Raw genomic sequence first — 22,426 nt, 5'->3', positions numbered from 1 at the left:
TAAATTATTGCTCAAGATGATATCTATTATAAAAAAAATATTATTGGAAACTCTTTTCTTAAAATGCCTTTATACCTTTTCGCGCATTTCTTCTAAGAATAGATCTACTTCCCAAAAATGTTTTTCTACTTTTCTTAACGTTTCTTCATTTTTATCCCACCATTGAATAGATAGCAATTCCTCAATTATTTCTGGCGTGAAACGGTATTTTATTACCTTAATTGGAGCGCCAACAGCAATTGCATATGGTGGGATATCTTTGCTTACAATAGCACCAGCACCTATCACGGCTCCATCACCTATTGTTATTCCATCCAATACTGTTACGTTAGCGCCAATAAACACATCATTTCCGATTTTTATTGGCTCTCGCTCTTCTATTTTATCGCTTTTACTATAAGTGAATCCGTTTTGTTTTGCAGTTGAATAAAACGATGCATTTGTTGAAATGCCATTGGTTGGATGAATACCCCACCCACATAGGAAGTTTGGACCGATTGAGCAAAATTTACCAATAGTTGTGTAGGAAATATTAGCGTTCTTCCCAATCAAGGACCCGAAACCTATCTTTGCTCGGAAAAAATTATGACTTCCGTTAACTCTAGTTCCTTTATCTATATAGCACTCTCTTTCTATCTGTAAGTTATAGCTCCAGTCTATTTTAGTCTGTTGAGAAAGGTGCTTTATGAAATTGTATAAATTTTTTATAAAGTTCATTGTGCCCAAATTTTAGTAGCTGTCTGTTTCGTAATCAGGCTGCACTGAATTGAGAAGGTGATTCCCATGCCAATAAAGAAAATTGTATTGGCGCTAATTATACCCGGTAGTCCATATAATTTACCTAGGAATATGGCCAGCGGTATATTTAATAAGGCGCTTAGCGTAACCAGTATTAATTGTAATCGAACCTTTCCTGTCCCATTAAGAAGGAATACGTGCATTGTCTGCCACGTATAAGCGACGACGTAAACTGCCATAGCTACCGAAAGGCTTATCGGGACTGGAATTCTAGTGCCAATCCAGATCGTATAAATTTGAGGAGATAGAAAAAGCAGGCATACTGTTGCAATAGTAAAACCAAGCCAGATTTTCTTCATTCTCTGTAAACAAGCATTAATCCACTCAAAGTCCTTTTTCGCATAGGCGTCGGTAAATGCACTCCAAAGGGGCGTTACAATGATGGTAAAGCCCATTGTAATGACTGAGAATAATTTATACGAAATATTGAACGTCGTTACATGTGCTGGGCCCAATACCTGCGTAATTATTATATTGTCCGTTTGGAATAATACCAATGCGCCGATCTGTATGGCAAAGAAAACACCTCCCGTTTTGAGCAGGCCTTTTGCCATCTTAAGATCTACTTTTTTTAAGGTTGGCGCGATGTAATTAAGTGAATGCCGATACAAATATATTGTAGCTACAAGCAGTGTTAAAAGTGGAACACCTGCTAGTACGGTAACTAATGTTAACAGACTTCCGGTCTGATGCCTTGATAGGATAAAAATTATAATTAAAACAACAAACTGACTTAATAAGGAGATCAATGAAGCTTTTGCCGATTGATGCGTAGCCGTCAATACTATTGTTATCGTCTGAACAACAAACTGGATGCAAAAACAACCGATGACAATAAGCGTAATGGCTTGAATATTTGTCAGTTCATTTACTGGTATATTGAGTACCAGATGCCAGTTAACGAAAGGATTTATAATGAAAAGTAAGCAAAAGAGCAGGCTGGAAACTACTGCCAGGGCTACGTAAGTCGTACTGATGTATGATTTAGCTTCGTCAATTTTCCCAGTTGCGAGCGAGTAAGCCAGATTGTTTCGTAAGCCATTGCCCAGTCCAATATCGAAAAAGTTTAACCAGCCAATGATAGAACTTATCGTGAGCCAAATGCCATACTGAGCTGGTGTAACGTAGTTAATTGTCAGTGGAACCAGCGACAAGGATATGAGTATACTACCCCCTTTTACCAGAAAGGACATGGCAATGTTCTTCTTCGCAGTAAGCGTTCGCTCATGACCGTTAATGAAAAAATTAACGAATCGATTTCTTATGGCGGTAATCATAGGTGAAGGTACTTGTCAGTGAGCTTTATCGTCGCCTTGCAGCATCTTGGCTATCGTCCACCAGCAGATTTTAAGATCAAGTCCGAATGAACGGTTAGCGATATACCAGCGGTCCAGGCGAACGCGGTGCGCCATTTTCATAAGTGTATCGGTTTCGCCCCGGCAACCGCGCACCTGAGCCAGCCCAGTTATACCTGGCTTCACGCTATATCGTTCCGTATAGTTTGGCATCGTATGCCAATGTTGGGCATCTAATGGGATGGGGTGCGGACGTGGCCCAACCAGACTCATATGCCCCATCAGTACATTCATAAACTGAGGTAGTTCATCCAGGTTGGTCCTACGCAGCAACCTCCCCAGTTTTGTGACACGTGGGTCGTCTTTTGTAGCTTGCTGAAATACTACGTCCTGGCGCATGATCATCGTCCGGAGTTTAAAACACCGGAACTGTCGACCATTGCGGCCAGTGCGTAATTGCACAAACAGTATCGGTCCCGGCGAATTTAACTTTATTGCAAGGCCCAGTAGCGGAATCAGCCACAGTAATATGCATAAGCTAATTAGCAAGGAGAAGACGATGTCAAACAACCGTTTTCTTAACCACCCTTTATACGAAAGGGTGGTTGTGAAGGTTTGGGTTGGCTCATCTATGTACGATCTGGTGTTGGAGAGTGAGGCATTACTAAGCATAAGAATTCTAGGTTTTGCTTCTCTTGATTTACCACAATGAGGTTACGGGGAACAATTCTGGTCAAGCCTTACTTGCGAATTACTCGGGCAGGTTTTTCTGCATCATTGTAATAGCCACCATAGTTATAGCTATAGTAGTACGATTCACCGTCGGCAACCGCGTTCAGAATAACATTCAGATTCTGGAAACGGTGTTCTTTATAGAGTGTATCGACCATTTTGAGGCACAGCTTGGGTGTCAGATCATGGCGAACCATAAAGAGTGTTGCGTCGGCAAAAGGAGCAATGATTTGCGCATCCGTGACCAGCCCGATGGGGGGCGAGTCGATAATGACGTATGAAAAGCGCTCCCGTAGTTCAAGCAGTAGCTTAGGCAGATAAGGGCCCGTGAGCAATTCAGACGGATTCGGTGGCAAGGGACCGCTACTGATCAGGAAGTAATTATCAAACCCCTCAATCGGCTGCAGAATCTCATCAATGGTGGCTTCTCCAATCAGGTAATTGCTGATGCCTATGCCATTGCGCATGCCCAGTGACGAGTGCAGCTTCGGTTTCCGCAGATCCATTTCCAGAATTACCGTCGGGTGATCGACTAAAGCAAGGCTGGCTCCTAGGTTCAGCGACATAAATGACTTGCCTTCGCCACTAATGCTCGACGTAAACAACAGGACCTGGCTACCTGTCGGATTACTTCGCAGAAACTGCAGATTCGTACGTAACGCCCGAATCTGTTCAGCAATGACCGTGCGGCTACGTGATACCACCACCAGCGCTTTTGATCCACTGGACTGAACGACTTCCCCCAAAATAGGGACCTTTGACACATCTTCCACGTCAGACCGCCGACGAACCCGGTTATTCAGGGCATCGCGGGTAGCCATAGCGCCAATTGGTAGCAGCAAGCCAAAAAGACCAAACAACACAAAGGTCATTTTGCGAACTGGTTTGATCGGATTAGCATCGTGGCGCGGTATATCAATAATACGGCTGTCGGGTAACGTAGATGCATATGACAGCGCTGTTTCTTCTCGCTTTTGTAACAGATACGTATACAGGTTGTTTTTTATAGCCTGTTGCCGGGTGATATTCAGCAGCGCCCGCTCTTTGTGGGGAACCGTACGAACCATTCCCTCAAGCCGACGATTCGTCATGCTCAGTTGGCTACGTGTACTATTTAGCTGTTGTTTTATCGTCTGTATGTTCTCCGCTATACTCTCTTTAGTCAGTTTGATCTGACTGTTGAGCGATTGAAAGATCGGATTTCGCTCTGACGTCACACCTGTCATGGCATCCCGTTGAAGTTCCAGCTCAGATACTTTCGTTAATAGGCCCATCAGAACCGGATCAGTCAAATTAAGGGTAGCGGGTACGGTACCCCGGGTAGTGGTTTTGGTATTGACGTATTTTTCAATATCATTCAGCATACTCAGCTGGATGTTCACCTGATTAAGCTGCGCATCATTGGCCTGTACCGTTTCGAGAAATGATTGGGCCTGCAGGCCTAGGTCCGTTATTCCCTGCTTTGTCTTGTACTGCTCAACGTCTTTTTCAACCGTTGTCAACTCACCTGAAATGAGTTTAAGCCGCTCTTCGATAAACTCCAGTGTCGTGGCTGCTACCAGATTTTTATCGACCACGGCAGCCTGGTTGTATTCGTCAATAAGTTGTTTCAGCAAAGCTTCCCCCTTGGCCGGTACCGCTTCTTCGAGTGTTATCTCCAGTACTGTCGAGGCTTTACTGGTGGTTTCTACAGTCAGATGCTTTAGAAAGCCATTCACCGTTTCTGTTCGGGGCGATACCTTAACTTTGATTGGCTCGATCGCTGCTGTTAGCGGTTGCCGGGTAATAACCCGTAACCGGCCGTATGGCGTGTTAATTGCCTGGTTTACTGGGTAAGCTTGATTGTTGATACGTATGTGCTGACCATCGATAAACGTAAGCAAAAGTTTATCTTCATAGATCGCCGATGTTGGCTGCTCCACAACCAAACGGATTGGCACTGCGCTATATATCTCTTTGTCAATGGTAGGCGTTGAATTAAAATACTGAACATCAAGATTGAGATGTTCAACGACCTTGTCCATTAAGGTATAGGATTGGACGACTTCAATTTCGTTCTCAACCGTTTTTTTAGGCTTGAGAATGTCCATCTCTTTCAGAATATTCTCGCCATCCAGCCCCTTTTTATCATCCTTGATCAGGAGACTCGCCTGAATTTTATAGATGGGCGTCTGGTACATTAAGTAAACATAGGCACCAGCAATAGTTAATAGCAATGATAAAACGAACCATTTCCAATGCTTCAGGTAGCGAAGCATTATTACCCGTAGATTGGGTTGTTCAGCACTATAAGCCTGATAAGGCGTGTAAGAATAAACATTTTCAGACATATGTATACTAGTTAGAAGCGACTGAATATGATAGCTAAAAAGGATAAAGCACTTAGGGCAATTGGTAGAAGTTGATACGTTCGGTCGGCATTGGCCACACGGGCCTTGCCAGGTTCGATATATAGGACATCATTAGGATGTAAATAGTAGTAGGGTGAATGAAACAGATCCCGTGATGTAAGATCGAGTCTGATGAAGCTTTGTTGCCCGTTCTCCTCGCGGATAAGCAGCACATTGTCACGTCGGCCATAGATGGTGATGTCACCAGCAAGGCTCAGGGCTTCTAACAGTGTAATTCGCTCATTCGGAATCGTGAATAGGGAGGGATGAGCCACTTCCCCCATGACCGAAACCCGGAAGTTCTGATTTCGGACGTTTACCGTTGGTTCTTTTAGGTATTCCTTCAGCTGCCCACGAATACGATCAGCTGCCTGAGCCGTAGTTAATCCACCTATTGAAATTTTACCGATAAGTGGTAACTCGATAGAACCGGCCGGATCGACCAGATAGCCAGACAGTTCGGGTAGAGAGCTTATCGTAGATGGTGTCAACAACCGGTCCGATGGAAGGAGGGAGGTTGCCATCGGGTTGAAAAACGTAGTTGCTTCCGGACTTAAGCTACTCACCCGCACAGATATAATGTCTCCTGGCTGTATGACTGGTACAAATCGACTCGCTGTTTTTAACGTATCAGTTGCCAATGGAGGGCCCTGAAAGTATATCAACCGACGTGACGAGGTACATCCAACAGTTAGCTGCAGTATTAATAAGGTTACTACAAGTTGTACTTTCGTAAATTTTTTCAATAAACGCATGCAAGTTATAGATTGGTTACCAGCGGGTTATTTACTTACTGACTATAGATTCTTTTAAGTTTTCATAAGGTTGACATTGGCTTCCGGCTTAAGAGATACCTATTTTGAAATGTGTTAACTACACAGCTACATGATGATTATTGACGTATCGACTAACACAAATATAGCATTGTATAGTTAGTTTAAAAAGATTATAGTAAATATTTTATTTACAAAAATAATTATAAGTAAACAAAAGGATCTTAACAAGAATTTTTAGTAACTGAGGTTGATGGAGATGGGGAATTAGGGCTGACCAAATAAACGTTGATCTTTAGACGGATCAACTGGTGGGTTCATCCGACTGGAAAGAACTTACCAAGTTGGGGCTTTCTCTGTTCTTAACTTTGGCTTGGAGTTATCTGCATTTAATTAATTCGGCAGACCTTGTCCTACACTCGTTACGCTACGTAGCCTTCCACTTGCCAATGGTGCTTGGTTGTGTACTTATACTTTTTACATTGATGCCGACCTATCGACGTCAATAACATGCTACCTGTTTTCTTCAACTACGAGTTGGCAAGAGCTAAAGTGCTAGGTGTTCTACCTAGCACTTTACGCATTAGAAAGGCCTTGGCAGCATTGGAGGTGTATTAAAAACAGATTAAAATTATAAGAAAATTAAACAATTCCTTGATACATATAAAGTGACCAATTGTAAGTTATAAGTGTCTCTCAAAAGGGAAAACAAAATATATATGATTAATAAATGAGCGCTATATTTTATATATGTAAAAGTTGATAAGTAAATAAATTATGTTTGAAATATACATATCAGTAACTAGTAGAATAGGATTAATTTGAGTTAATTGTATTCGGTAATTTATATACCCCAGATTATCAACTATTTATAGGAGAAATTTTTTCATATAATTGGATTTATCTGGCAAGAGGTGATGTGACAGTATGTAGGCTAATCAGTCTAAATTATAAAACTGATGTACCTACGTGACTATTTTAACCTCTCCTCCAGTAGCTTTCAATAAACATTTTGAAAGAAAGAAGACTTATCCCGCTACTACCTACCAATATCTTCGATTTGTTGTGTTATCAATTCTTATATCGGCTGTAGTAAGCTTAAGTAGTTGTACAAAGTCGGATACAATTACCCCTGAAAGCCTAGCCCAGGCATCCGCTCGTGAAGACGCTTCTCTTTTAGATATAGACGGTTTCGAGGGTAATTGGGTTGCTTCCTTCTGGAAAGCCCAATTTTGGACAAAAACGGCGGGTTACATTTCCTCAGAACAGAAGCGGGTTGGGAAACATGCAATTCGCATTAGCTGGAAGCCAAGCCAGATGGATGGCACCAATCAAATGCTGCATTCCGAACTATCGACTGTTCCCTTGCCAGTTGGCGAAACCGAGCGTTGGTACGGGTACAGCTCTTACATGCCTTCGTCGTCGATGGCCAATGATGATCAAATCGCTATCGTCAGTCAGTGGCATGGAGTGCCCGATCCCGGCTTTTCAGATACTGTACCTCCTCTATGTATCGAAGTCCAGTCTAATCATCTGTATCTATATTATGCAGCTTCGAGCAAACCGATTGTCAAACTCCTACAGTCGCCTACCAGCAGCAAACGAGTGGATCTGGGGTTAGCTTCATTTGACCGCTGGGTTGATTATGTGGTGCATATCAAATGGGCGCCGGATGGAAATTCGGGACAGCTACAGGTTTGGCAGGATGGAGTACAAATCATGAATGAGCAGAACATTAACATTGGCTATCCACAAATCAATAAACCCTACTGGAAGTGTGGTCTTTACTGCTGGATGGGTAAGGATACCTACGCCGAGAAGGTCATTTATTACGATGAGGTACGTATTGGCGGCGCAATTGCCGGGTACGATGCCGTGAAACCAGGTCGGGGTAATAACACTGCCTTTGAGCAACAGACTCCGAAAAATAAATAGTAAAAGAGCCACTCCTTAAATCAGGGGTGGCTCTTTTACAGAATAGAAGTAGAATTTATTCATTGACAATTACTGGCTTAAATAGTTAAAGCCCATTTTGGTTTTGATAACTTTCATAAAGAAGCGATAGCACTACAACGACGAGGGAAAAGAGCAGTCGGTTAGCATTCAGCTAGTAAAGAAAGGACGAGTTGAATTTCCGATTGAATTTGATGTGACAAGTTATGTATCCCATCATCGTCATAACCTTCCATATATTCCAGTTTGTAAGCTAGCTGAGCCAAATCGGCCATACCGGCACTCAGCGCGGTTCCGCGAAGTTTATGGCCAGCGACCTTTAAACCTGTTACATTCATCTTTTCTTCCTCAGAAAAGAGAATAGATGACGAATTTCTTAGCTCTTCCTCCGCTGCATCCAGTAGCTCACGAATAATCTCCAGATCATCACCGGCAATACTTTTAAGCACCTGAGGGTCAAAATGACTATCCGGCTCGCCAGAATCAGCGTCCGCTTGCTTACCAGGTAATGAAGGCCCTAACCACTTCTGAAACAAGGCCGCGATCGATTCTTCAATAATTGGTTTCGTAATAAAATCATCCATACCGGCCGCCAGACACTTCTCCCGTTCCCCTTTTACAGTACCTGCCGTTAAGGCGATGATTGGAATGTGGAGGTCTGATTCTATCTCCCGGATCTGTTGTGTGGCCTCATACCCATTCATAACTGGCATTTGAATATCCATCAGAATCAAGTCTGGTCGTTGCCGTATGTAAGCCTGCACAGCTTCCTGCCCATTGACGGCTTCTGTAATCTGGGCATTTGGGACTATTCTGGAAACTATGGTTTTGGCAAGTAGCTGGTTTATCATGTTGTCCTCCACCAGCAGTATATTAACGGACCTGGAGCCGACCAGGGCCAGCTCGCTGTCTATCACTGGCAGTGGCTTATTCGTCTGACGCCCCAGGCGGGATAAGGCCCGGTATAAATCAACCATCTTTAACGGTTTCACCAGATGATGGTCAATGCCCAGGGCCTCACAAGCGGTACTGATTCGCTCGTCGTCCGATGAACTGTGCAGGAGAATAATGAATTGTTCACGCTCGGATGGCGGGAAATTAGTCCGGATTTTTCCAATCGTTTCCAGGCCATCCATAAAGGGCATGTGATAATCCATCAGGATTAAATCAAAATGTTTGGTCTGGCTTACTAATTGCAGGGCCTCAAATCCATTACTGGCCTCCTCAACGGCAATCTGTTTAAGGGCGAACATTTGCCGTAAAATAAGGCGGTTGTTCGTGTTGTCATCCACAATCAGTACGTTCCGGATCTGGTCTAAATCATGCCAGCTGATAGGATCGCCTGGCTCCGTTTTAAGTCTGATGTCGAAGGAGAAGCAACTCCCTTTACCAACCGTACTGGACAACTCCAGGCGACTACCCATCAAGTCCAATATCTTATTGGAAATTGTTAGTCCCAGACCCGTTCCACCGTATTTTTTAGTCGTAGATGCATCTTCCTGAGAGAAGGCCTCAAAAATACGTTCCTGCATCTCAGGTTTAATGCCAATTCCCGTATCCCGCACCTCAAACCGAAAAGTGACATACTCCTGGGCCGTATCGGTTAAGGCCTGGATTTTTAGCTCAATTTCTCCTTTCTCGGTGAACTTTACGGCATTACCCAGCAGGTTGACCAGAATCTGCTTTAAGCGTACCGAATCGAGATAGACAAAGCGGGGTAAATCTGTCGGTAGATTAAGCAACACTTCCAGGCTTTTATTCTGAGCCTGATACGTAATAATATCAGCGGCCTGGCTACTGATTTCGTATAGATCCACTTTTTCAACCGTCAAATCCAGTTTACCGGCTTCTATTTTAGAAAAATCCAGAATGTCATTGATCGTGCTTAACAAAGCATTGGCTGATTGGTCGACAATAGACAGATACTGATGCTGGGTTTCAGTGAGGGAGGTTTTTAGTACCAAGTCAGTAAAGCCAATGACTCCGTTTAAAGGCGTTCTGATTTCATGGCTCATATTGGCCAGAAATTCTGATTTTGTAATGCTAGCCTGTTCGGCCTGTAGTTTGGCTTTTTTCAATTCATCCCGTTGCCGACAGGACTCTGTAATATCCTGAGTAAACATCATGATACCCCCAATAGACCCGTCGAACTGATACCAGGGCCGCACTTCCCAGCATAAATGTTGGTCATGATCCCATCCCTCTGGCCGCCATACGTACTCATCGTTTTTCTCAACGGCCCCGTTAATGCAACGGTCAAAGATAGCTTTCCAGCTAGTGGATAACGTAGGGAAAACCTCATAATGAGATAAACCGATTACGCTCTCGGATAGGTCATAAACTTCCAGCCAGCGACGGCTAACGGCCAAATAAGACACAGTTCGGTCAAACATGGCCACAGCCGCCGGGGCATGTTCCACAAAAGCCGCGAGCCTGAGTTTTTCATTAAGTAATGCCTGTTCCGCAGTTTTCCTCTCGTGAATATCCTGGAAGGTGCCATATAAACGTATGCAGGCTCCTGATTCAAATTTAGGCGTTCCTACAATGCGAACCCAGGTTGGCCGGTTGGCCGCTGTAATTATCTCCAGCTCTAAATCGTAGGCCTTCCCCTGATTGATGGCCTGGTCTAAAGCCTCAACAAGCCGTTTATGGTTAATTCCTTTAAAATAAGACAGACCTGTTTCAAGCGTAGGCACGAAGTCGGTCGGCACTTCATGAATAGCTTTAGTAACGGCCGACCAGTATACGGTTTGCCGGATAATATCCACCTCCCATGTCCCAATTCTGGCAACCTCATTGGTTTGTTCCAGCATTTGCTTGGTCCTCATTAAATCGACCTCCAGCTGGTGGCGCTTAGTGATGTCGATGGCATTACCAATGATATAAGATGTACCCGTTAGTTCCTTTTCCAGTATGTTGGCGAATAACCAGATATGCAGTGAGCCATCTTTGTGGCGTGTTTGCATAAGCCCATTGGCTCTGCCGGTTTTCTGAATCGTTTGCAAATAAGCGTCGAGTTCTTCATGCAGCGGTTGAGGAGTGATCTCATGTAAACGATGCCCAATAAGCTCTTCCGGCTGGTAGCCCAGGGCATGAGCGCCAGACGTATTCACGGACATGAGTGTTCCCTCCAGATCATGCGTACACATAAGTCCCTGAGAGTTTTCAAAGAATGAGCGGAACTTGGTTTCCGACTGATATAGCAGGATTTCCTTTTCCTTTTCATCAGTAACATCTCTGGCAATAGCAAATAAATAGCCCGTTGTGGGTTCGGGTGTTGCTACCCATTGAAGATGTCGGTAAGTGCCATTCTGGGACCGAAAGCGGTGAGTAAAATTAACACATGATTTGCCGTCAGCTAAGTGCTTAATTTCAAGCTTGGTCGCTTGTAAATCATCAGGGTGGACCAACTCGAAAAAGGGCGTACGTAACAAATAGGCTTCATCCCACCCAAGTATCTGGTGAAAAGCCGGATTTATTTTTTTTAGGAACCCGTCGCTTCCCGCAACAAAGATTAAATCATTTGATAGCGTAAAGAGATCTTCGAAGTAGTTTAGTTCCTGTTTCTGCCGATGTTCAACAATCAGGTCCGTTGCCATATCACCCAGTAGTTTTAACGACTGTTGCTGGCTTTCGGTCAGTTTTCGGGCTGTACGGTCCAGTACGCAAAGTGTACCTAAGGCATACCCGTCGGGGTCAGTTAGCGGATAGCCGGCGTAAAACCGGACATGAGGATCTGACAGAACTAACGGATTGTCGCGGAATCGACTATCCTGCGTGGTGTCTTCTACTTCGAATATGTTGCTATCCAGAATAGCATATCGGCAAAAAGCGATATCCCGGCTCGTTTCTTTCATGTCAAGTCCCACCTTAGACTTAAACCATTGCCGATGCTGATCGATCAACGAAACCATGGAAATGGGTACTTGGCAAATCAGAGATGCCAACTCGGTTAACCTATCAAATGCCTTTTCAGGTAGCGTGTCTAGAATTTGATACCGACGTAAAGCTTCTAATCGCTCATGCTCATTAGGTGGGAAAATCATATCATTCAATAAGTAAGCAAAAAATAAAGCAGTTTTACGATGATATGTTAAAGTTAATAAGCAGTTAACAAGAATTAAAAATTCTATACTAATAAATATAAGTAATTACACAGGATTTACGTTTGGACAATTCATTATGATCCTATTTGTGGAGGCCTTTTCGCTGAGGCCGGTCGATTGTCCAGCCTCAACTGGTAGGGTAAGTTGAAGTATTTTACCTTAAGCATCAATACCACCATTGGGAGTGATAGCGGTGGTGAAGGTAGCATTGATAGCGAGCCACGTGTAACTCTCAGTTAAAAACCGGGTAATCTGTTCCGGTTCGATAATTTGGGAAACCGGCAGGCAAGCTCCCTGCCACTCAGCCCCTGCCAGCCAATAACCTGTCGATAGCTTAATCGCTTTAGAGAAATCAATGGGGTGCTGGCGATTGTAGCCGGAGAGATAAAAATAAGGTTCAGGGCTTACCCGGTCGGCAATGGCATAACCTGCCCAGATAGCGGCTCGCTCTTGGCCTAATTCATCAGCGATCGAATAATAAATCCCCGTATCGAAATGGTGTGGCCAGATGCGTATGCTGCTCGTCTGGCCACTTATCTTATTGAGTCTCGCCAGCGTCTGATTCGCCACTGTCCGCCAGTCTGCCCAGGTGTTAAGTCCTGCCGGATGAGTGTATTGTGTCTCCAGTGGGATAGGGGCTGTATCCAATTGATAATTCAGCGGTTTTGTCGGATTGAATCCCCAGTCATGGATCACGGTCTGCCACCAGGCCGTGGTTTCTATTGGTGTTTTGTTTTCGACCCCAAATGTGGCTAACAGATTATCGTTTGCATCGAGAAACTGTAGGCTAAAAGTCGGCAAGTCAATGACTAGTCTAATCCGTTGACTTATGTACTCGAAAGGTTGACCCTCCAATCGGGTTTGCTCACTATTCCACATCATATTTGCCTGGCTGTCATCAGGCTGAGCCGCCAATTGGTTTGTTCCAGTCAGGGCAATCAGTTGGGCCAGACTATGCAGTACACGGTCGGTCTGATTTAAGTCGTTGATTGAGGGTAGCATAAGAAAAATGGTCTGGGGAGCAAGAAACGGCAATTCACCCTGATTTATACTTACATACGTTCGGTACGTGAGGAGTCTCTAAAGATAACGTAGTGAATCCTTATCGGGTACAGGATTTGTTCAACACATAAAGGTATACTCGTATTATGGCTAACTCACGGAATCAATTGCGTCAATAATTTCGATAGGTTCAGCTAACCAAATAGTATAGATGGACCTGAAATCATAGCTACGATGGCTAAAGATAATTTGCTATTATTTGAAAATGCAACACGCCCGGCTGCAATGAAAACGCTGGGTGCTTTATTAGCCGGTCCAGTATACTACGTAGCTAAAACAAATCCCGGACTTTCGAAAGTAGAGGATGACGTATAGGGTCCGAAAGCGCGGTTCTACCCGGTACTTGTGGCTTACATTTACCCAGGCCTCGCAGTCTCAGCACCACCACAATAGATCGTACTGGCTGTGAGGCCTGAGCGCACTCGTTGGCAATTCGATATAACTGCAACGGCCGCTACGCCGGAGCGAGACTATGTGTTTATTTTAGCTTGGCTAATAAGGTTATGCTGTTAGCGACCATCCCCGTGCTGCGAACGTAGTGGCCATAGCGTAGTTCGACGCTCTGCCAGGGCCCAATGCCCAGCAGGCCACCGGGCGGGGCTAGCCGGAGACCTGTTCCTATAAATTGGCTATTGAATCCCGAAATGTCATAATCGCTGGTATAATATTGATCGGTTGAGCGATGCTGGCCATAGGCGGCAAAATACCGGACGGCTGTTTGGTGGCTAAATCGGTAGAACGGGCTCACCGATACAAATGAAGTTAGTTTGATGGGCGTTTCGAGGTTGACCGTATGCGCCTGCATCCCCCAGTTGTCGATGTAATAGCGATAGAACGCTCGAATAATAACCCGGTCACCCATGAAGTAGTGTAGTCGGAATCCAATAGGTAACTTCAGACGGCTTCCCGGTAAACGCTCTACAGTTTCGGCCCCATCCTGAAAATACATTCGGTGGAAAGGCGTACTGAGCAATCCCTGCTGAAACGCCGGTTCTATGGTCAGGAAGGCTTGTAACCGTTTATTGATCACCTGTGATATTGAAAGGCCGACATTATAGGAGTTACGTGGCTTATAATCAACCGGATCCCGGTCGCCGTGGGCACCGGACCCATAGCCTTCAGGCCGGAGTTCGGCGGGTAGAATGACTTTCCACGTATCGAAGAAGGCTCCCGCTTTCAAACTTATTTCCCGGTTATTATCGGCCGATGCTTTCGCAAAATTGAGATTAAGCCCATACGACTTATAATCATACTCCGTCGAATAGGACAGGGAAATGCCGCGTGTGGTCCGTTGATCCGGGTTGTGCACATTCCAGGACACCGACGGGTAAATATGCGTATCACTGCGCGAAGCCGACGAAACCGTCAGCGGGTCTATCTGATCCGATGAGGCCGATGTATAGTGGTCGATATTCAGATCAAACGCCAGCGTATGCTCACGATTCCGACGATTGGTGGTTTTGAGCACCAGATCGATCGATTGGGCAAAATCAGTTAACTGTTCAGAACCGATGCCTCCGGTCACGGCAGAATTGTTGCCGTCCTGCTGGTAATAACTCGACACGATGTTTACCTCTTCCACTTTGAGTTTTCGGGACTCATAGGCAGGCTGGGATACCGATTGACCATAGCCTGCCCGCAGCAAACTAAGCAATACGCCAACTGATATACAGATTTTTTTCATTGTTCAGGGTCCTTAATTACAGCCGCAACCGCCCCCACTTTTCCCCCCGTTGGCTCCGGCAGCGCCTTCCCGATAGAGATAGAAATTCTGCTCAAACTTTTCCGACTTTCGGGCTGAAAGTTCCATTTCGGCGTCGTTAATGCGGTTTTTCTGATATTCTTTGACCGTTACGCAACCCGACAGGCCGAGTACAAGCAGGCCCACCAGCAGCGCCTTTTGAGTGATTTGTCTATTCATGATGCTTAGGTTTATACAAGTAATCAGGCTTCAGCAGATGCCTTAATCCGGATGTTGTCTGACGTGTACAGTGCGTCGTTATCATCAATAATGATGCAGGCAATCTGCCGCATTTGGTTGATCAAATTCAGTCCCACCCGAACGCCCATAACCAGTACGGGTGTTGCCAACGCATCGGCCAGTTCAGCATTTGGGGCAATAATGGTTACGCTTTTTATGCCCGATACGGGGTAACCCGTTTTAGGGTCAATCGTATGAGCGTATCGTTTGCCATTAATCAGCGCGTATTTTTCGTAACTACCGGACGTAGCTACGGCCATATCGCTGATAACCAGATACGAAAATGCCTGCTGTTTTGCCTGATCGGGATCGGCAATACCAATGGTCCAGGGCTGGCCGTTGGGTTGCGTTCCCCAGGTAGTCAGGTCGCCAGCCGCATTGACAATGCCGCTTTCTACCCCTCGCTGGCGCAGGACCCGTTTGGCCTGTTCGGCAGCATAACCTTTTCCAATTCCCCCGAATCCAATGCGCATTCCCCGCTCCCTGAGGAAAACAGTGCGTTGCTTGGCATCGAGCACTACGTTCCGGTAATTGATCAGCCGAACCAGTTGCCGGGCCGTTTTTGGATCGGGTAACGCGGTGAGCGTCGTATCAAAATTCCAGAGTCGTTTGTCAATCGAGCCATATGTAATGTCAAACGCTCCCTGCGTCAGCGCCGACAATCGCAACGACCGCTCAATCAGCGCAAACACTTCTTCGTCAACCGGCACGGGGCGAATTCCTGCATTGGCATTAATTTGGTTGGTCTGACTATCGTCGCTATACGTAGTGAGTAGCCCTTCGATACGGCTGATTTCGGCAATAGCGTCAGTAATACAATCGTTTGCCCAGTCGGCATCCGGGCTGACGACGCTTAGCTCGAACCGGTTACCCATGAGCCGTTGTACCCGCTGATGGATGCGAGGAGGCTGGTTCATTTGGCCGACGATCCCATCGCCTGAATGTCCCCGACCATCGATGCAACCGTGAGCGATTGGGGATAACCATCCCAGGATTTCAATACGCGCCCGTTGGCATCGAGCAATACCGTGAACGGGAACTTCCCCTGTTGGTTATATTTCTCCGCTAAAGCTTCATTATGCGCCGTCTGGCTGGCATCTAGCTGATTTTTTGACTTACGCGGAAAATCGGCCCGCACCAGCACCAGGTGATCGGTGGCGAACTGACCAAACTCCGCCGACTCGAATATATCTTTTTTGAGTTTTATGCAGGGGCCGCACCAGTCTGATCCAGAAAAATTCAGCAAAATGAGTTTGTGCGTCTGAGCGGCTTCGGCTTTTGCCCGATCAAAATTAAGCTCCCAGTTAGGGGCGGTAATCAACAGACTGAGGAGAAAGGATACTAACAGGAGTTTCATGATACGTCTGATTCGTTGGCTGTATAGTTGATTTTATTAATTGTAAACGACGAGTGTTTTGCCGTCGGTAGCGACCTTATAAACAGCGATACCCTTGCTGCCAAAGCTGTTTTTACCTTTGCCCGTCAAGTCATACCGAGCACCGTGTACCGTACAGTAAAACTCGGTTTTGTTGAAAATAATGGCCTTTTTAGGCTCATGGCTGCACGTTTGGGTTACCGCTACGTAGATACCTGCGCTTGTCTGAGCGACCACGATGCCGCTCTGCACCAGATAACCACCAGCCGTTTTTAGCGCCGATGCTGACGAAGCTGTCAAATCAATAGTCAACAGCCGATTCGTGATTTTACTTAAGTCGACTCCACTCGCGGTGGTAGTTGTTGTCGGCGATGTTGTTGTGCCTGATGTTGCCGTGCTGGTTGTCGGTGACGTAGCCATAGTGCCCGGAATCGTCAAGGCATCCACGACGGTGTCCTCTGGCCGAACGCAGGACGTTAAGGCCGCCATCAGCGCAGCCCCCCTAAAGCCCATCGATTTCAGAAACGCATAGCGAGTCATACAAATACAGAGAGTAATAAACGATTGAGTATTTATCCATCTTTACGTTGAGTAATTATAGAGTGTGGCAAGTATGAACCTATATATAATGATTAAAAATAAGTGGTTGCCAGAACGATAAACTGATTACGGAGCAAGAGGCTATATTTAGCAATAACCATATGTATATCATTGTAAATCAAATGGTTATATAGGGGATTTCTTGAAATAATCACTACTCACATCATACTCAGTTAGCCGCTTTGGGTGGTAATAAAAAATCAAATTCAGGGAAACTGACTTTCCGAATTCGTCCAGTCAGCTGGTTGAACCAGAAAGGGCTTAAGTACCCGATGGAGATGTTCGAAAATAACCCAGTCGGCAAATACGTCCTGATTAATTTGAAACTGATAGGTAGCACTCAACTGGTTCAGATTGACCATTTCAGAAGATCAGCTTTTTCGGCGATTTATTCGCAATCAGGCACTCGTTCAATCTGCCCATCTGGGCTTTGCCCTAATCAGGGAAACTATCGCCTAATATGGAATGAAGGTGAAATGCGATTAGGCCGCGTCAATGCATCGGCACCTGTTTTAGGTAAACTTCTAAAGACAGGCTACCAACTGCTGAAACTTCAAAGTTGCTTCAGAATGCGGGTGTACTTTTGATGCGTCAACTAAACCAGTAAAACAAATGTGTACTTAATCAATAAGTGCCCTGATTCTAGTCACGTCGACCACGTTGCTTCCCTCACCCTGACTACCTAGGCAGTCGGTCTCAAATCGGCCGGTGTCCTGGTCGCGATCGATGTAGTAGCGGCTGCCAAAGTCACCATGGCCCGGCTAAAGACAGGTGGGAAGGCAGTGAAATGGGAGAGAGAGGGTAGTTATCAGAAAGCAGGTCCGTTTATTCAGTAAAAAAACTGTTCACTCATGCCGTGGCTTACTCCATCTGCACAGATAGGTAGGTACGACTTTTTTTGGTCAACCTATCTTTTCGGTCATTCACCCAATAATAAAAGGCATTAGGAACGTTTGTTTTCAATTCATCAGGAACCAGAGGCAAGTTTGTACGATCTGGTACCATTCGATTTTCACTCTCACGTTATGTGGTTTAAAACTACTGGCATTCTTTATTTACTGACTACAGGTATAACGCTGGCACAACTACCGGTTGGCACTCCCGACGCGCAATCGTCAGGCCAAACCAGTCAGTCAACCTCAACCACCCTGGGAACTGGTGAGATAGCCCCGAAAGGCAACGCCAAAATTTCGGGCTACGTAGTCGATTCCACCTTGACCAAAGCCGTAGAATTTGCCAACATTGCGGTTTACAGTACGCTCACCAATAAACTCGTCGATGGGACCGTCGCGGATGATAAAGGGAAATTTAGCCTTAGACTAGCGGCCCCCGGTACGTATAGATTAATGATTTCCTTTTTGGGCTACACCGCCAAAACGGTTGACAACGTCGTGCTGACGAAAGGTCAGACCAAAGATATGGGGGTTATCCGGCTCAGTGCCAGCACCCGCACGCTGAATGAAGTGACGGTGGCGGGCAAGAAAGCCCTGGTGGAAGACAAAGTAGACCGACTGGTTTATAATGCCGATAGCGACCTGGCGGCTAAAGGCGGTGATGCCACTGATATTCTCAAAAAAGTGCCCATGCTCTCGGTTGACCTGCTGGGGAACGTAACGCTACAGGGAAGTTCCAGCGTCCGGGTTTTGATTAACAACAAGCCGTCGTCCATCCTGGCCGGTAATCTGGCGGATGCCTTACGACAAATCCCCGCCGATCTTATCAAAACGGTGGAGGTCATCACGTCTCCCTCGGCCAAATATGATTCGGAAGGGAGCGGTGGCATTATCAATATCATTACCAAAAAGAATACGCTTCAGGGACTGCATCTCGATGTGGACAGCGGTCTGGGTAATCGCAATGCAACCCTGGGCCTGAATGGTAGTTTCCGAAAAGGCAACTTAGGGCTTAACCTCAATGGAAATGGCCGTGTTATTTTTAATCCATCGGCATCGGACTTAAACCAAACGACCTATCTGGCATCGGGAGCCACACCGGTTCGGACCAATCAACATATCGATGCCTTCGACAAAGGGATATTTGCGCAGTATGCGCTGGGGCTGGATTATGATCTGGCGAAAAACCAATCCCTGACGGCTGGCGTGCGGCTGGGGATTCGGAACTTAAATATGGATCAACACCAGGCGACAACCCTCCTATCCAATGAACCTATTGCTGTTCCCTCAAAACGGGATGTGTATAGCCAAAATTTATCCAATTCAATTGATGTCAACGTTGACTACCTGCATACATACTCAGGTACGGGTGATGGGCCTAAGAAAGAGTTTAGCCTGTCGACTCAATACAGCCAGAATACGCTGACCAACAATTTCGATGCGAATCAACTGGATACCGTGGGTTTGATCAAATCCCGGCAGCGAAACCTGAACGATGCGACGAATAAAGAGTTTATTCTCCAGGCCGACTATCAACTGCCGGTCAGTCAGCGCTTTCAGCTGGAATTCGGTGGCAAAAACACACTTCGTCAGGTAACCAGCCTCTACCAGTATCTGCTGGCTAGTCCTACCTCAGCCTTCGCCACTGATGACAGCCGTCCGTCTGGCTCGTTGACGTATGATCAGAACATTGCGGCCGCTTACGTATCAACTACGTTCACGACACGTAGTAAATTTTCCATTATGACGGGCCTGCGGTATGAGTATACCAGCATTCATGCCCGGACTGGAGGGTCGACAACTGGTGGACAAGGTCCAATCTCAATTCCCGATTACGGACGACTATTACCCAGCATCAATCTGTCCAAGAAAGTTGGGGAAAGCACTACGGTGAAACTGGCTTATACCCGGCGCATCCGACGTCCGTTCATCGACGATCTGAATCCCAATTTCAATACAGTCAATCCCCTTAATATTCGGATCGGCAATCCGTATTTAAAACCCGAAACCGTTGATCGGATTGAAGCGGGCTATAGTACACAGGTAAAGAAAACGTATCTGAACGTTACGCTCTATACCCGGCTCAACACGGATGATATTCAATCGATCAGTCAACGGTCGGACACGTTGGTGGGGGCGGTTGTCACGCGCGTTACGAATCTGGGGAAAGAATATAATTATGGTTCTAATGTATTTGCCACGGTCAACATTACGCCCCGGTGGAGTGTAAATGGCAACATAGACGTGATGTACCGCTTTATTCAGGGATTAACGCTGGACGTCAACGGTCTGTCGACCCTGGTCAGCAACCAGGGTTTCCGCTGGGGCGGTCGGATGGATACGCAACTGCAACTCGATAAAGGCTGGGCCGTTCAGGCCAATATCGGATACCGGGGTAAGGATATTAATCTGCAAGGCTACCGAATTGGCTTTGCTCAGTATTCGCTGGGTGCGCGAAAGGATTTTAGTAATAAGCGAGGCAGTTTAGGACTCGCTGCCGAGAATTTTCTCACCCGGGGAATGGGCTTTACATCGGTCCTGAATTCGGCTCAGTTTGATCAGGATTTCCGGCAATACATCTATAACGCCAGCGTTCGGGCAACGTTCAGCTATAAGCTGGGTAGTCTGAATGGGGCAAAGGTGAAGAAAAATAAGTCTCTCGGTGACGAAAATTGATTGCTTAAGCTGAATATCGTGTCCTGAGATCAATAGGACGTTTTTGTGAACGAAAGTAGGGGAGGGAAGAAGAATTTTGTGACGAGTACTGATCAGGTCAATTAGGCGCTGGGTATCAGCCTGGTTGTCTCCCCATCTCGTAATAGTGCCTTGATGGCACCTACATCGCTAGTTATACTCACGACTCAGGGTACTGGCGTCATTCCTACCTTTTGCGAGTCGGATAGTTCCTGATCGACTTTGGTTAGTATCTATACATTCTGGCTGCCAACTAACCCTGTACTTCCTGTTCAACCTGATTTTGACTAAGCCAAACTCGTTATAGCCCAATCGCCATCACTTTAGGCGTGTAAAGGTCAGGTCTAAATCGTTCTCCCAAGTGGTGCCGTCCTGGCATAATTCTCCTTTCCCAACGATGGTATTCCCGTCATCAGTGATGGTCCAGTGGTATCGTTGCGAAAAACCAGGCGCATTCCGCCACCATTTCACTACGTTATCGTCGACGGAGACCTCATACTTTCTGGACACTTTCCGCTCATCGAAGTAGGACATAAAATAGTCTCCCGTCGCATCGTCACTGCTGAATATGGCGATCCCATCAGGAAATTGCTCCTCATCCATCGCTGAATACCAGATCAGGAAAGCGCCCCCTTCCATCCAGTTAAAGGATGAACGACCCTTTACGGTCTTACCTGGAAAAGCAGGATGGGTGGCTGCGGTTTCCCAATCGCCGATCAACTGGCTGAATGGGGTCAGAGCCGGATTGGGAATTTGAGCCCGGTGAAACGATTGTGTTTTCATACGTATTTGTAGGTTTAGTTAAACGGCGGCCGGTGAACATGAGTCTCCCTCTTATCGACCGCCCAGATGCGGTATAGCGTATAAACGGCAGGCAGTAACACTAGCAAGAAAGTATACATACCCGGAAAATAGTAGTGTTGCGTGGCCGAATAATAGTAGCTGGGCATATTCGAAAGCAACATACCGTGTATGGACTGCGCAATGGGATTCGGATTGTCAGGCTGGAGTGCGGGCCGAACGTAAGGGAAAATGAACAGAGCGATTTCGGCCAGTCGGGTCACCAGAAACAAAATGGCCAGAAAACCCGACAGTGGTTTTTGGTAATATAAGCCGATACAGACAATCAGCAATACGCCTGACAACACACAGACTGTGGCGAAAAAGGCAAAATCCGTCCAGGCAAAGTTGAAAATCCGACTGATGGCCAATGGGTAGCCACCCCGGTATTCTTCCACTAGATGAAAATGGAAAGCTGCTACCGATAGCATGAACGGAGGTAAAACAACAGCCGGTCTGGTCGGATTTCGCAGGTACGTAGCATACCAGAACCCGTACCCGAAAATTCCCGGCAAAGCGACAATATACAACAGAGCCGAACTGATGGCAGCCACCCCGTAACTGACAGCACAGGTGGCTACAACTACTACTAAAATGGCCGTTCGGCGTTGGGAATCGGTGAGGGTCGTAGTAGCGGGCATATCTGTTTACTAAAAGGATGTGGTGTTAAAAGGCAGAAACTGCTGTTTCACGGATTTCGGGATAAACGCACCCGCCAAAAATGAGGCAGGAACATATAGACGACCGACCACATCCCAGGTTGCCCCGTTGCCCCCACCGGATAAGCCAAGTTTCCAATCCTGCTGGTGCTGCCGGGCAAACGCCGGTTCAGCTTTATTCAAACGGCCATCGGGTTCGCGAAAGAGAACTAAAAATTGCGTCGGCACGGTATTTTCTGGGTCCATAGACGAAAGTAAGGGAGTGTATTTTTGAG

The 22,426-nt window shown here is 46.1% G+C and carries 19 protein-coding genes; 3 read left to right on the top strand and 16 right to left on the bottom strand.

Annotated elements, in window-relative coordinates; genetic code table 11:
* Nucleotides 1-69: 69 nt before the first annotated feature.
* The 5 genes from ACYVEA_RS21505 to ACYVEA_RS21485 form a co-directional block, all read right to left on the bottom strand.
* Nucleotides 70-717 (bottom strand): CatB-related O-acetyltransferase, encoded by a 648-nt coding sequence (locus ACYVEA_RS21505; RefSeq protein WP_461115500.1) that lies wholly within the window; start codon nt 715-717, stop codon nt 70-72.
* On the bottom strand, nt 714-2,075 hold the full coding sequence (locus ACYVEA_RS21500; protein ID WP_461115499.1) for a lipopolysaccharide biosynthesis protein: 1,362 nt from the start codon (nt 2,073-2,075) through the stop codon (nt 714-716). Before ACYVEA_RS21500 ends, ACYVEA_RS21505 begins: the two co-directional genes overlap by 4 nt.
* Nucleotides 2,076-2,090: 15 nt before the next feature.
* On the bottom strand, nt 2,091-2,663 hold the full coding sequence (locus ACYVEA_RS21495; protein ID WP_461115743.1) for a sugar transferase: 573 nt from the start codon (nt 2,661-2,663) through the stop codon (nt 2,091-2,093).
* A 170-nt stretch (nt 2,664-2,833) separates the two neighbouring features.
* A complete protein-coding gene (locus tag ACYVEA_RS21490) occupies nt 2,834-5,155 on the bottom strand; it encodes a GumC family protein (RefSeq protein ID WP_461115498.1) in 2,322 nt (773 codons plus the stop codon).
* Between the two features lie 11 nt (nt 5,156-5,166).
* Nucleotides 5,167-5,856 (bottom strand): polysaccharide biosynthesis/export family protein, encoded by a 690-nt coding sequence (locus ACYVEA_RS21485; RefSeq protein WP_461115497.1) that lies wholly within the window; start codon nt 5,854-5,856, stop codon nt 5,167-5,169.
* Nucleotides 5,857-7,053: 1,197 nt separating this feature from the next.
* Here ACYVEA_RS21485 and ACYVEA_RS21480 point away from each other — a divergent pair.
* Complete coding sequence (locus ACYVEA_RS21480) at nt 7,054-7,923, top strand: polysaccharide lyase (RefSeq protein ID WP_461115496.1); 870 nt, start codon at nt 7,054-7,056, stop codon at nt 7,921-7,923.
* Nucleotides 7,924-8,084: 161 nt separating this feature from the next.
* On the opposite strand, the gene ACYVEA_RS21475 is transcribed toward ACYVEA_RS21480, so the two are convergent.
* Both ACYVEA_RS21475 and ACYVEA_RS21470 read right to left on the bottom strand, forming a co-directional pair.
* Complete coding sequence (locus tag ACYVEA_RS21475) at nt 8,085-11,987, bottom strand: PAS domain S-box protein (RefSeq protein WP_461115495.1); 3,903 nt, start codon at nt 11,985-11,987, stop codon at nt 8,085-8,087.
* Between the two features lie 219 nt (nt 11,988-12,206).
* A complete protein-coding gene (locus ACYVEA_RS21470; RefSeq protein ID WP_461115494.1) occupies nt 12,207-13,049 on the bottom strand; it encodes a hypothetical protein in 843 nt (280 codons plus the stop codon).
* A gap of 234 nt (nt 13,050-13,283) precedes the next feature.
* On the opposite strand from ACYVEA_RS21470, the gene ACYVEA_RS21465 reads away from it, so the two are divergent.
* Complete coding sequence (locus ACYVEA_RS21465) at nt 13,284-13,424, top strand: hypothetical protein (protein WP_461115493.1); 141 nt, start codon at nt 13,284-13,286, stop codon at nt 13,422-13,424.
* A gap of 163 nt (nt 13,425-13,587) precedes the next feature.
* Here ACYVEA_RS21465 and ACYVEA_RS21460 read toward each other — a convergent pair whose 3' ends face one another.
* From ACYVEA_RS21460 to ACYVEA_RS21435, 6 genes are all read right to left on the bottom strand, one after another.
* Nucleotides 13,588-14,793: a DUF3570 domain-containing protein gene (locus ACYVEA_RS21460; RefSeq protein WP_461115492.1), complete on the bottom strand. Its 1,206-nt coding sequence runs from the start codon at nt 14,791-14,793 to the stop codon at nt 13,588-13,590.
* Between the two features lie 12 nt (nt 14,794-14,805).
* Nucleotides 14,806-15,030 (bottom strand): DUF4266 domain-containing protein, encoded by a 225-nt coding sequence (locus ACYVEA_RS21455; RefSeq protein WP_461115491.1) that lies wholly within the window; start codon nt 15,028-15,030, stop codon nt 14,806-14,808.
* A 23-nt stretch (nt 15,031-15,053) separates the two neighbouring features.
* Nucleotides 15,054-16,007 carry an FAD:protein FMN transferase gene (locus tag ACYVEA_RS21450; RefSeq protein WP_461115490.1) on the bottom strand — a complete coding sequence of 318 codons (954 nt, stop codon included), beginning with the start codon at nt 16,005-16,007 and terminating at the stop codon, nt 15,054-15,056.
* Entirely contained in the window at nt 16,004-16,447 is a 444-nt protein-coding gene (locus ACYVEA_RS21445) for a thioredoxin family protein (protein ID WP_461115489.1), read from the bottom strand. The genes ACYVEA_RS21450 and ACYVEA_RS21445 overlap by 4 nt, the downstream gene beginning before the upstream one ends.
* 36 nt (nt 16,448-16,483) lie before the next feature.
* A complete protein-coding gene (locus tag ACYVEA_RS21440; RefSeq protein WP_461115488.1) occupies nt 16,484-17,005 on the bottom strand; it encodes a Rieske (2Fe-2S) protein in 522 nt (173 codons plus the stop codon).
* Between the two features lie 266 nt (nt 17,006-17,271).
* On the bottom strand, nt 17,272-17,427 hold the full coding sequence (locus tag ACYVEA_RS21435; RefSeq protein ID WP_461115487.1) for a hypothetical protein: 156 nt from the start codon (nt 17,425-17,427) through the stop codon (nt 17,272-17,274).
* A gap of 663 nt (nt 17,428-18,090) precedes the next feature.
* Here ACYVEA_RS21435 and ACYVEA_RS21430 point away from each other — a divergent pair.
* Entirely contained in the window at nt 18,091-20,634 is a 2,544-nt protein-coding gene (locus ACYVEA_RS21430; RefSeq protein WP_461115486.1) for a TonB-dependent receptor, read from the top strand.
* Nucleotides 20,635-20,970: 336 nt separating this feature from the next.
* Here the strand turns inward: ACYVEA_RS21430 and ACYVEA_RS21425 are convergent, their stop codons facing one another.
* Genes ACYVEA_RS21425 through ACYVEA_RS21415 form a run of 3 tightly spaced genes read right to left on the bottom strand, consistent with a single transcriptional unit; the run spans nt 20,971 to nt 22,397 of the window.
* Nucleotides 20,971-21,435, bottom strand: a complete 465-nt coding sequence (locus ACYVEA_RS21425) for a hypothetical protein (protein WP_461115485.1) — start codon at nt 21,433-21,435, stop codon at nt 20,971-20,973.
* Between the two features lie 14 nt (nt 21,436-21,449).
* Nucleotides 21,450-22,133 carry a hypothetical protein gene (locus tag ACYVEA_RS21420; protein ID WP_461115484.1) on the bottom strand — a complete coding sequence of 228 codons (684 nt, stop codon included), beginning with the start codon at nt 22,131-22,133 and terminating at the stop codon, nt 21,450-21,452.
* Nucleotides 22,134-22,142: 9 nt separating this feature from the next.
* Entirely contained in the window at nt 22,143-22,397 is a 255-nt protein-coding gene (locus tag ACYVEA_RS21415; RefSeq protein WP_461115483.1) for a hypothetical protein, read from the bottom strand.
* Between the last annotated feature and the right edge of the window lie 29 nt (nt 22,398-22,426).

The organism is Spirosoma jeollabukense (assembly GCF_054777855.1).
This window is presented reverse-complemented; position numbering and strand designations above follow the sequence as displayed.

Excerpts from the sequence above, each read along its gene's own strand:
- ACYVEA_RS21430 (WP_461115486.1), top strand. The coding sequence starts at position 18,091 with ATGTGGTTTAAAACTACTGGCATTCTTTATTTACTGACTACAGGTATA.
- ACYVEA_RS21500 (WP_461115499.1), bottom strand. The coding sequence starts at position 2,075 with ATGATTACCGCCATAAGAAATCGATTCGTTAATTTTTTCATTAACGGT.
- ACYVEA_RS21505 (WP_461115500.1), bottom strand. The coding sequence starts at position 717 with ATGAACTTTATAAAAAATTTATACAATTTCATAAAGCACCTTTCTCAA.
- ACYVEA_RS21460 (WP_461115492.1), bottom strand. The coding sequence starts at position 14,793 with ATGAAAAAAATCTGTATATCAGTTGGCGTATTGCTTAGTTTGCTGCGG.
- ACYVEA_RS21470 (WP_461115494.1), bottom strand. The coding sequence starts at position 13,049 with ATGCTACCCTCAATCAACGACTTAAATCAGACCGACCGTGTACTGCAT.
- ACYVEA_RS21475 (WP_461115495.1), bottom strand. The coding sequence starts at position 11,987 with ATGATTTTCCCACCTAATGAGCATGAGCGATTAGAAGCTTTACGTCGG.
- ACYVEA_RS21490 (WP_461115498.1), bottom strand. The coding sequence starts at position 5,155 with ATGTCTGAAAATGTTTATTCTTACACGCCTTATCAGGCTTATAGTGCT.
- ACYVEA_RS21455 (WP_461115491.1), bottom strand. The coding sequence starts at position 15,030 with ATGAATAGACAAATCACTCAAAAGGCGCTGCTGGTGGGCCTGCTTGTA.
- ACYVEA_RS21450 (WP_461115490.1), bottom strand. The coding sequence starts at position 16,007 with ATGAACCAGCCTCCTCGCATCCATCAGCGGGTACAACGGCTCATGGGT.
- ACYVEA_RS21440 (WP_461115488.1), bottom strand. The coding sequence starts at position 17,005 with ATGACTCGCTATGCGTTTCTGAAATCGATGGGCTTTAGGGGGGCTGCG.
- ACYVEA_RS21435 (WP_461115487.1), bottom strand. The coding sequence starts at position 17,427 with ATGGTCAATCTGAACCAGTTGAGTGCTACCTATCAGTTTCAAATTAAT.
- ACYVEA_RS21420 (WP_461115484.1), bottom strand. The coding sequence starts at position 22,133 with ATGCCCGCTACTACGACCCTCACCGATTCCCAACGCCGAACGGCCATT.
- ACYVEA_RS21445 (WP_461115489.1), bottom strand. The coding sequence starts at position 16,447 with ATGAAACTCCTGTTAGTATCCTTTCTCCTCAGTCTGTTGATTACCGCC.
- ACYVEA_RS21415 (WP_461115483.1), bottom strand. The coding sequence starts at position 22,397 with ATGGACCCAGAAAATACCGTGCCGACGCAATTTTTAGTTCTCTTTCGC.
- ACYVEA_RS21425 (WP_461115485.1), bottom strand. The coding sequence starts at position 21,435 with ATGAAAACACAATCGTTTCACCGGGCTCAAATTCCCAATCCGGCTCTG.
- ACYVEA_RS21465 (WP_461115493.1), top strand. The coding sequence starts at position 13,284 with ATGGCTAAAGATAATTTGCTATTATTTGAAAATGCAACACGCCCGGCT.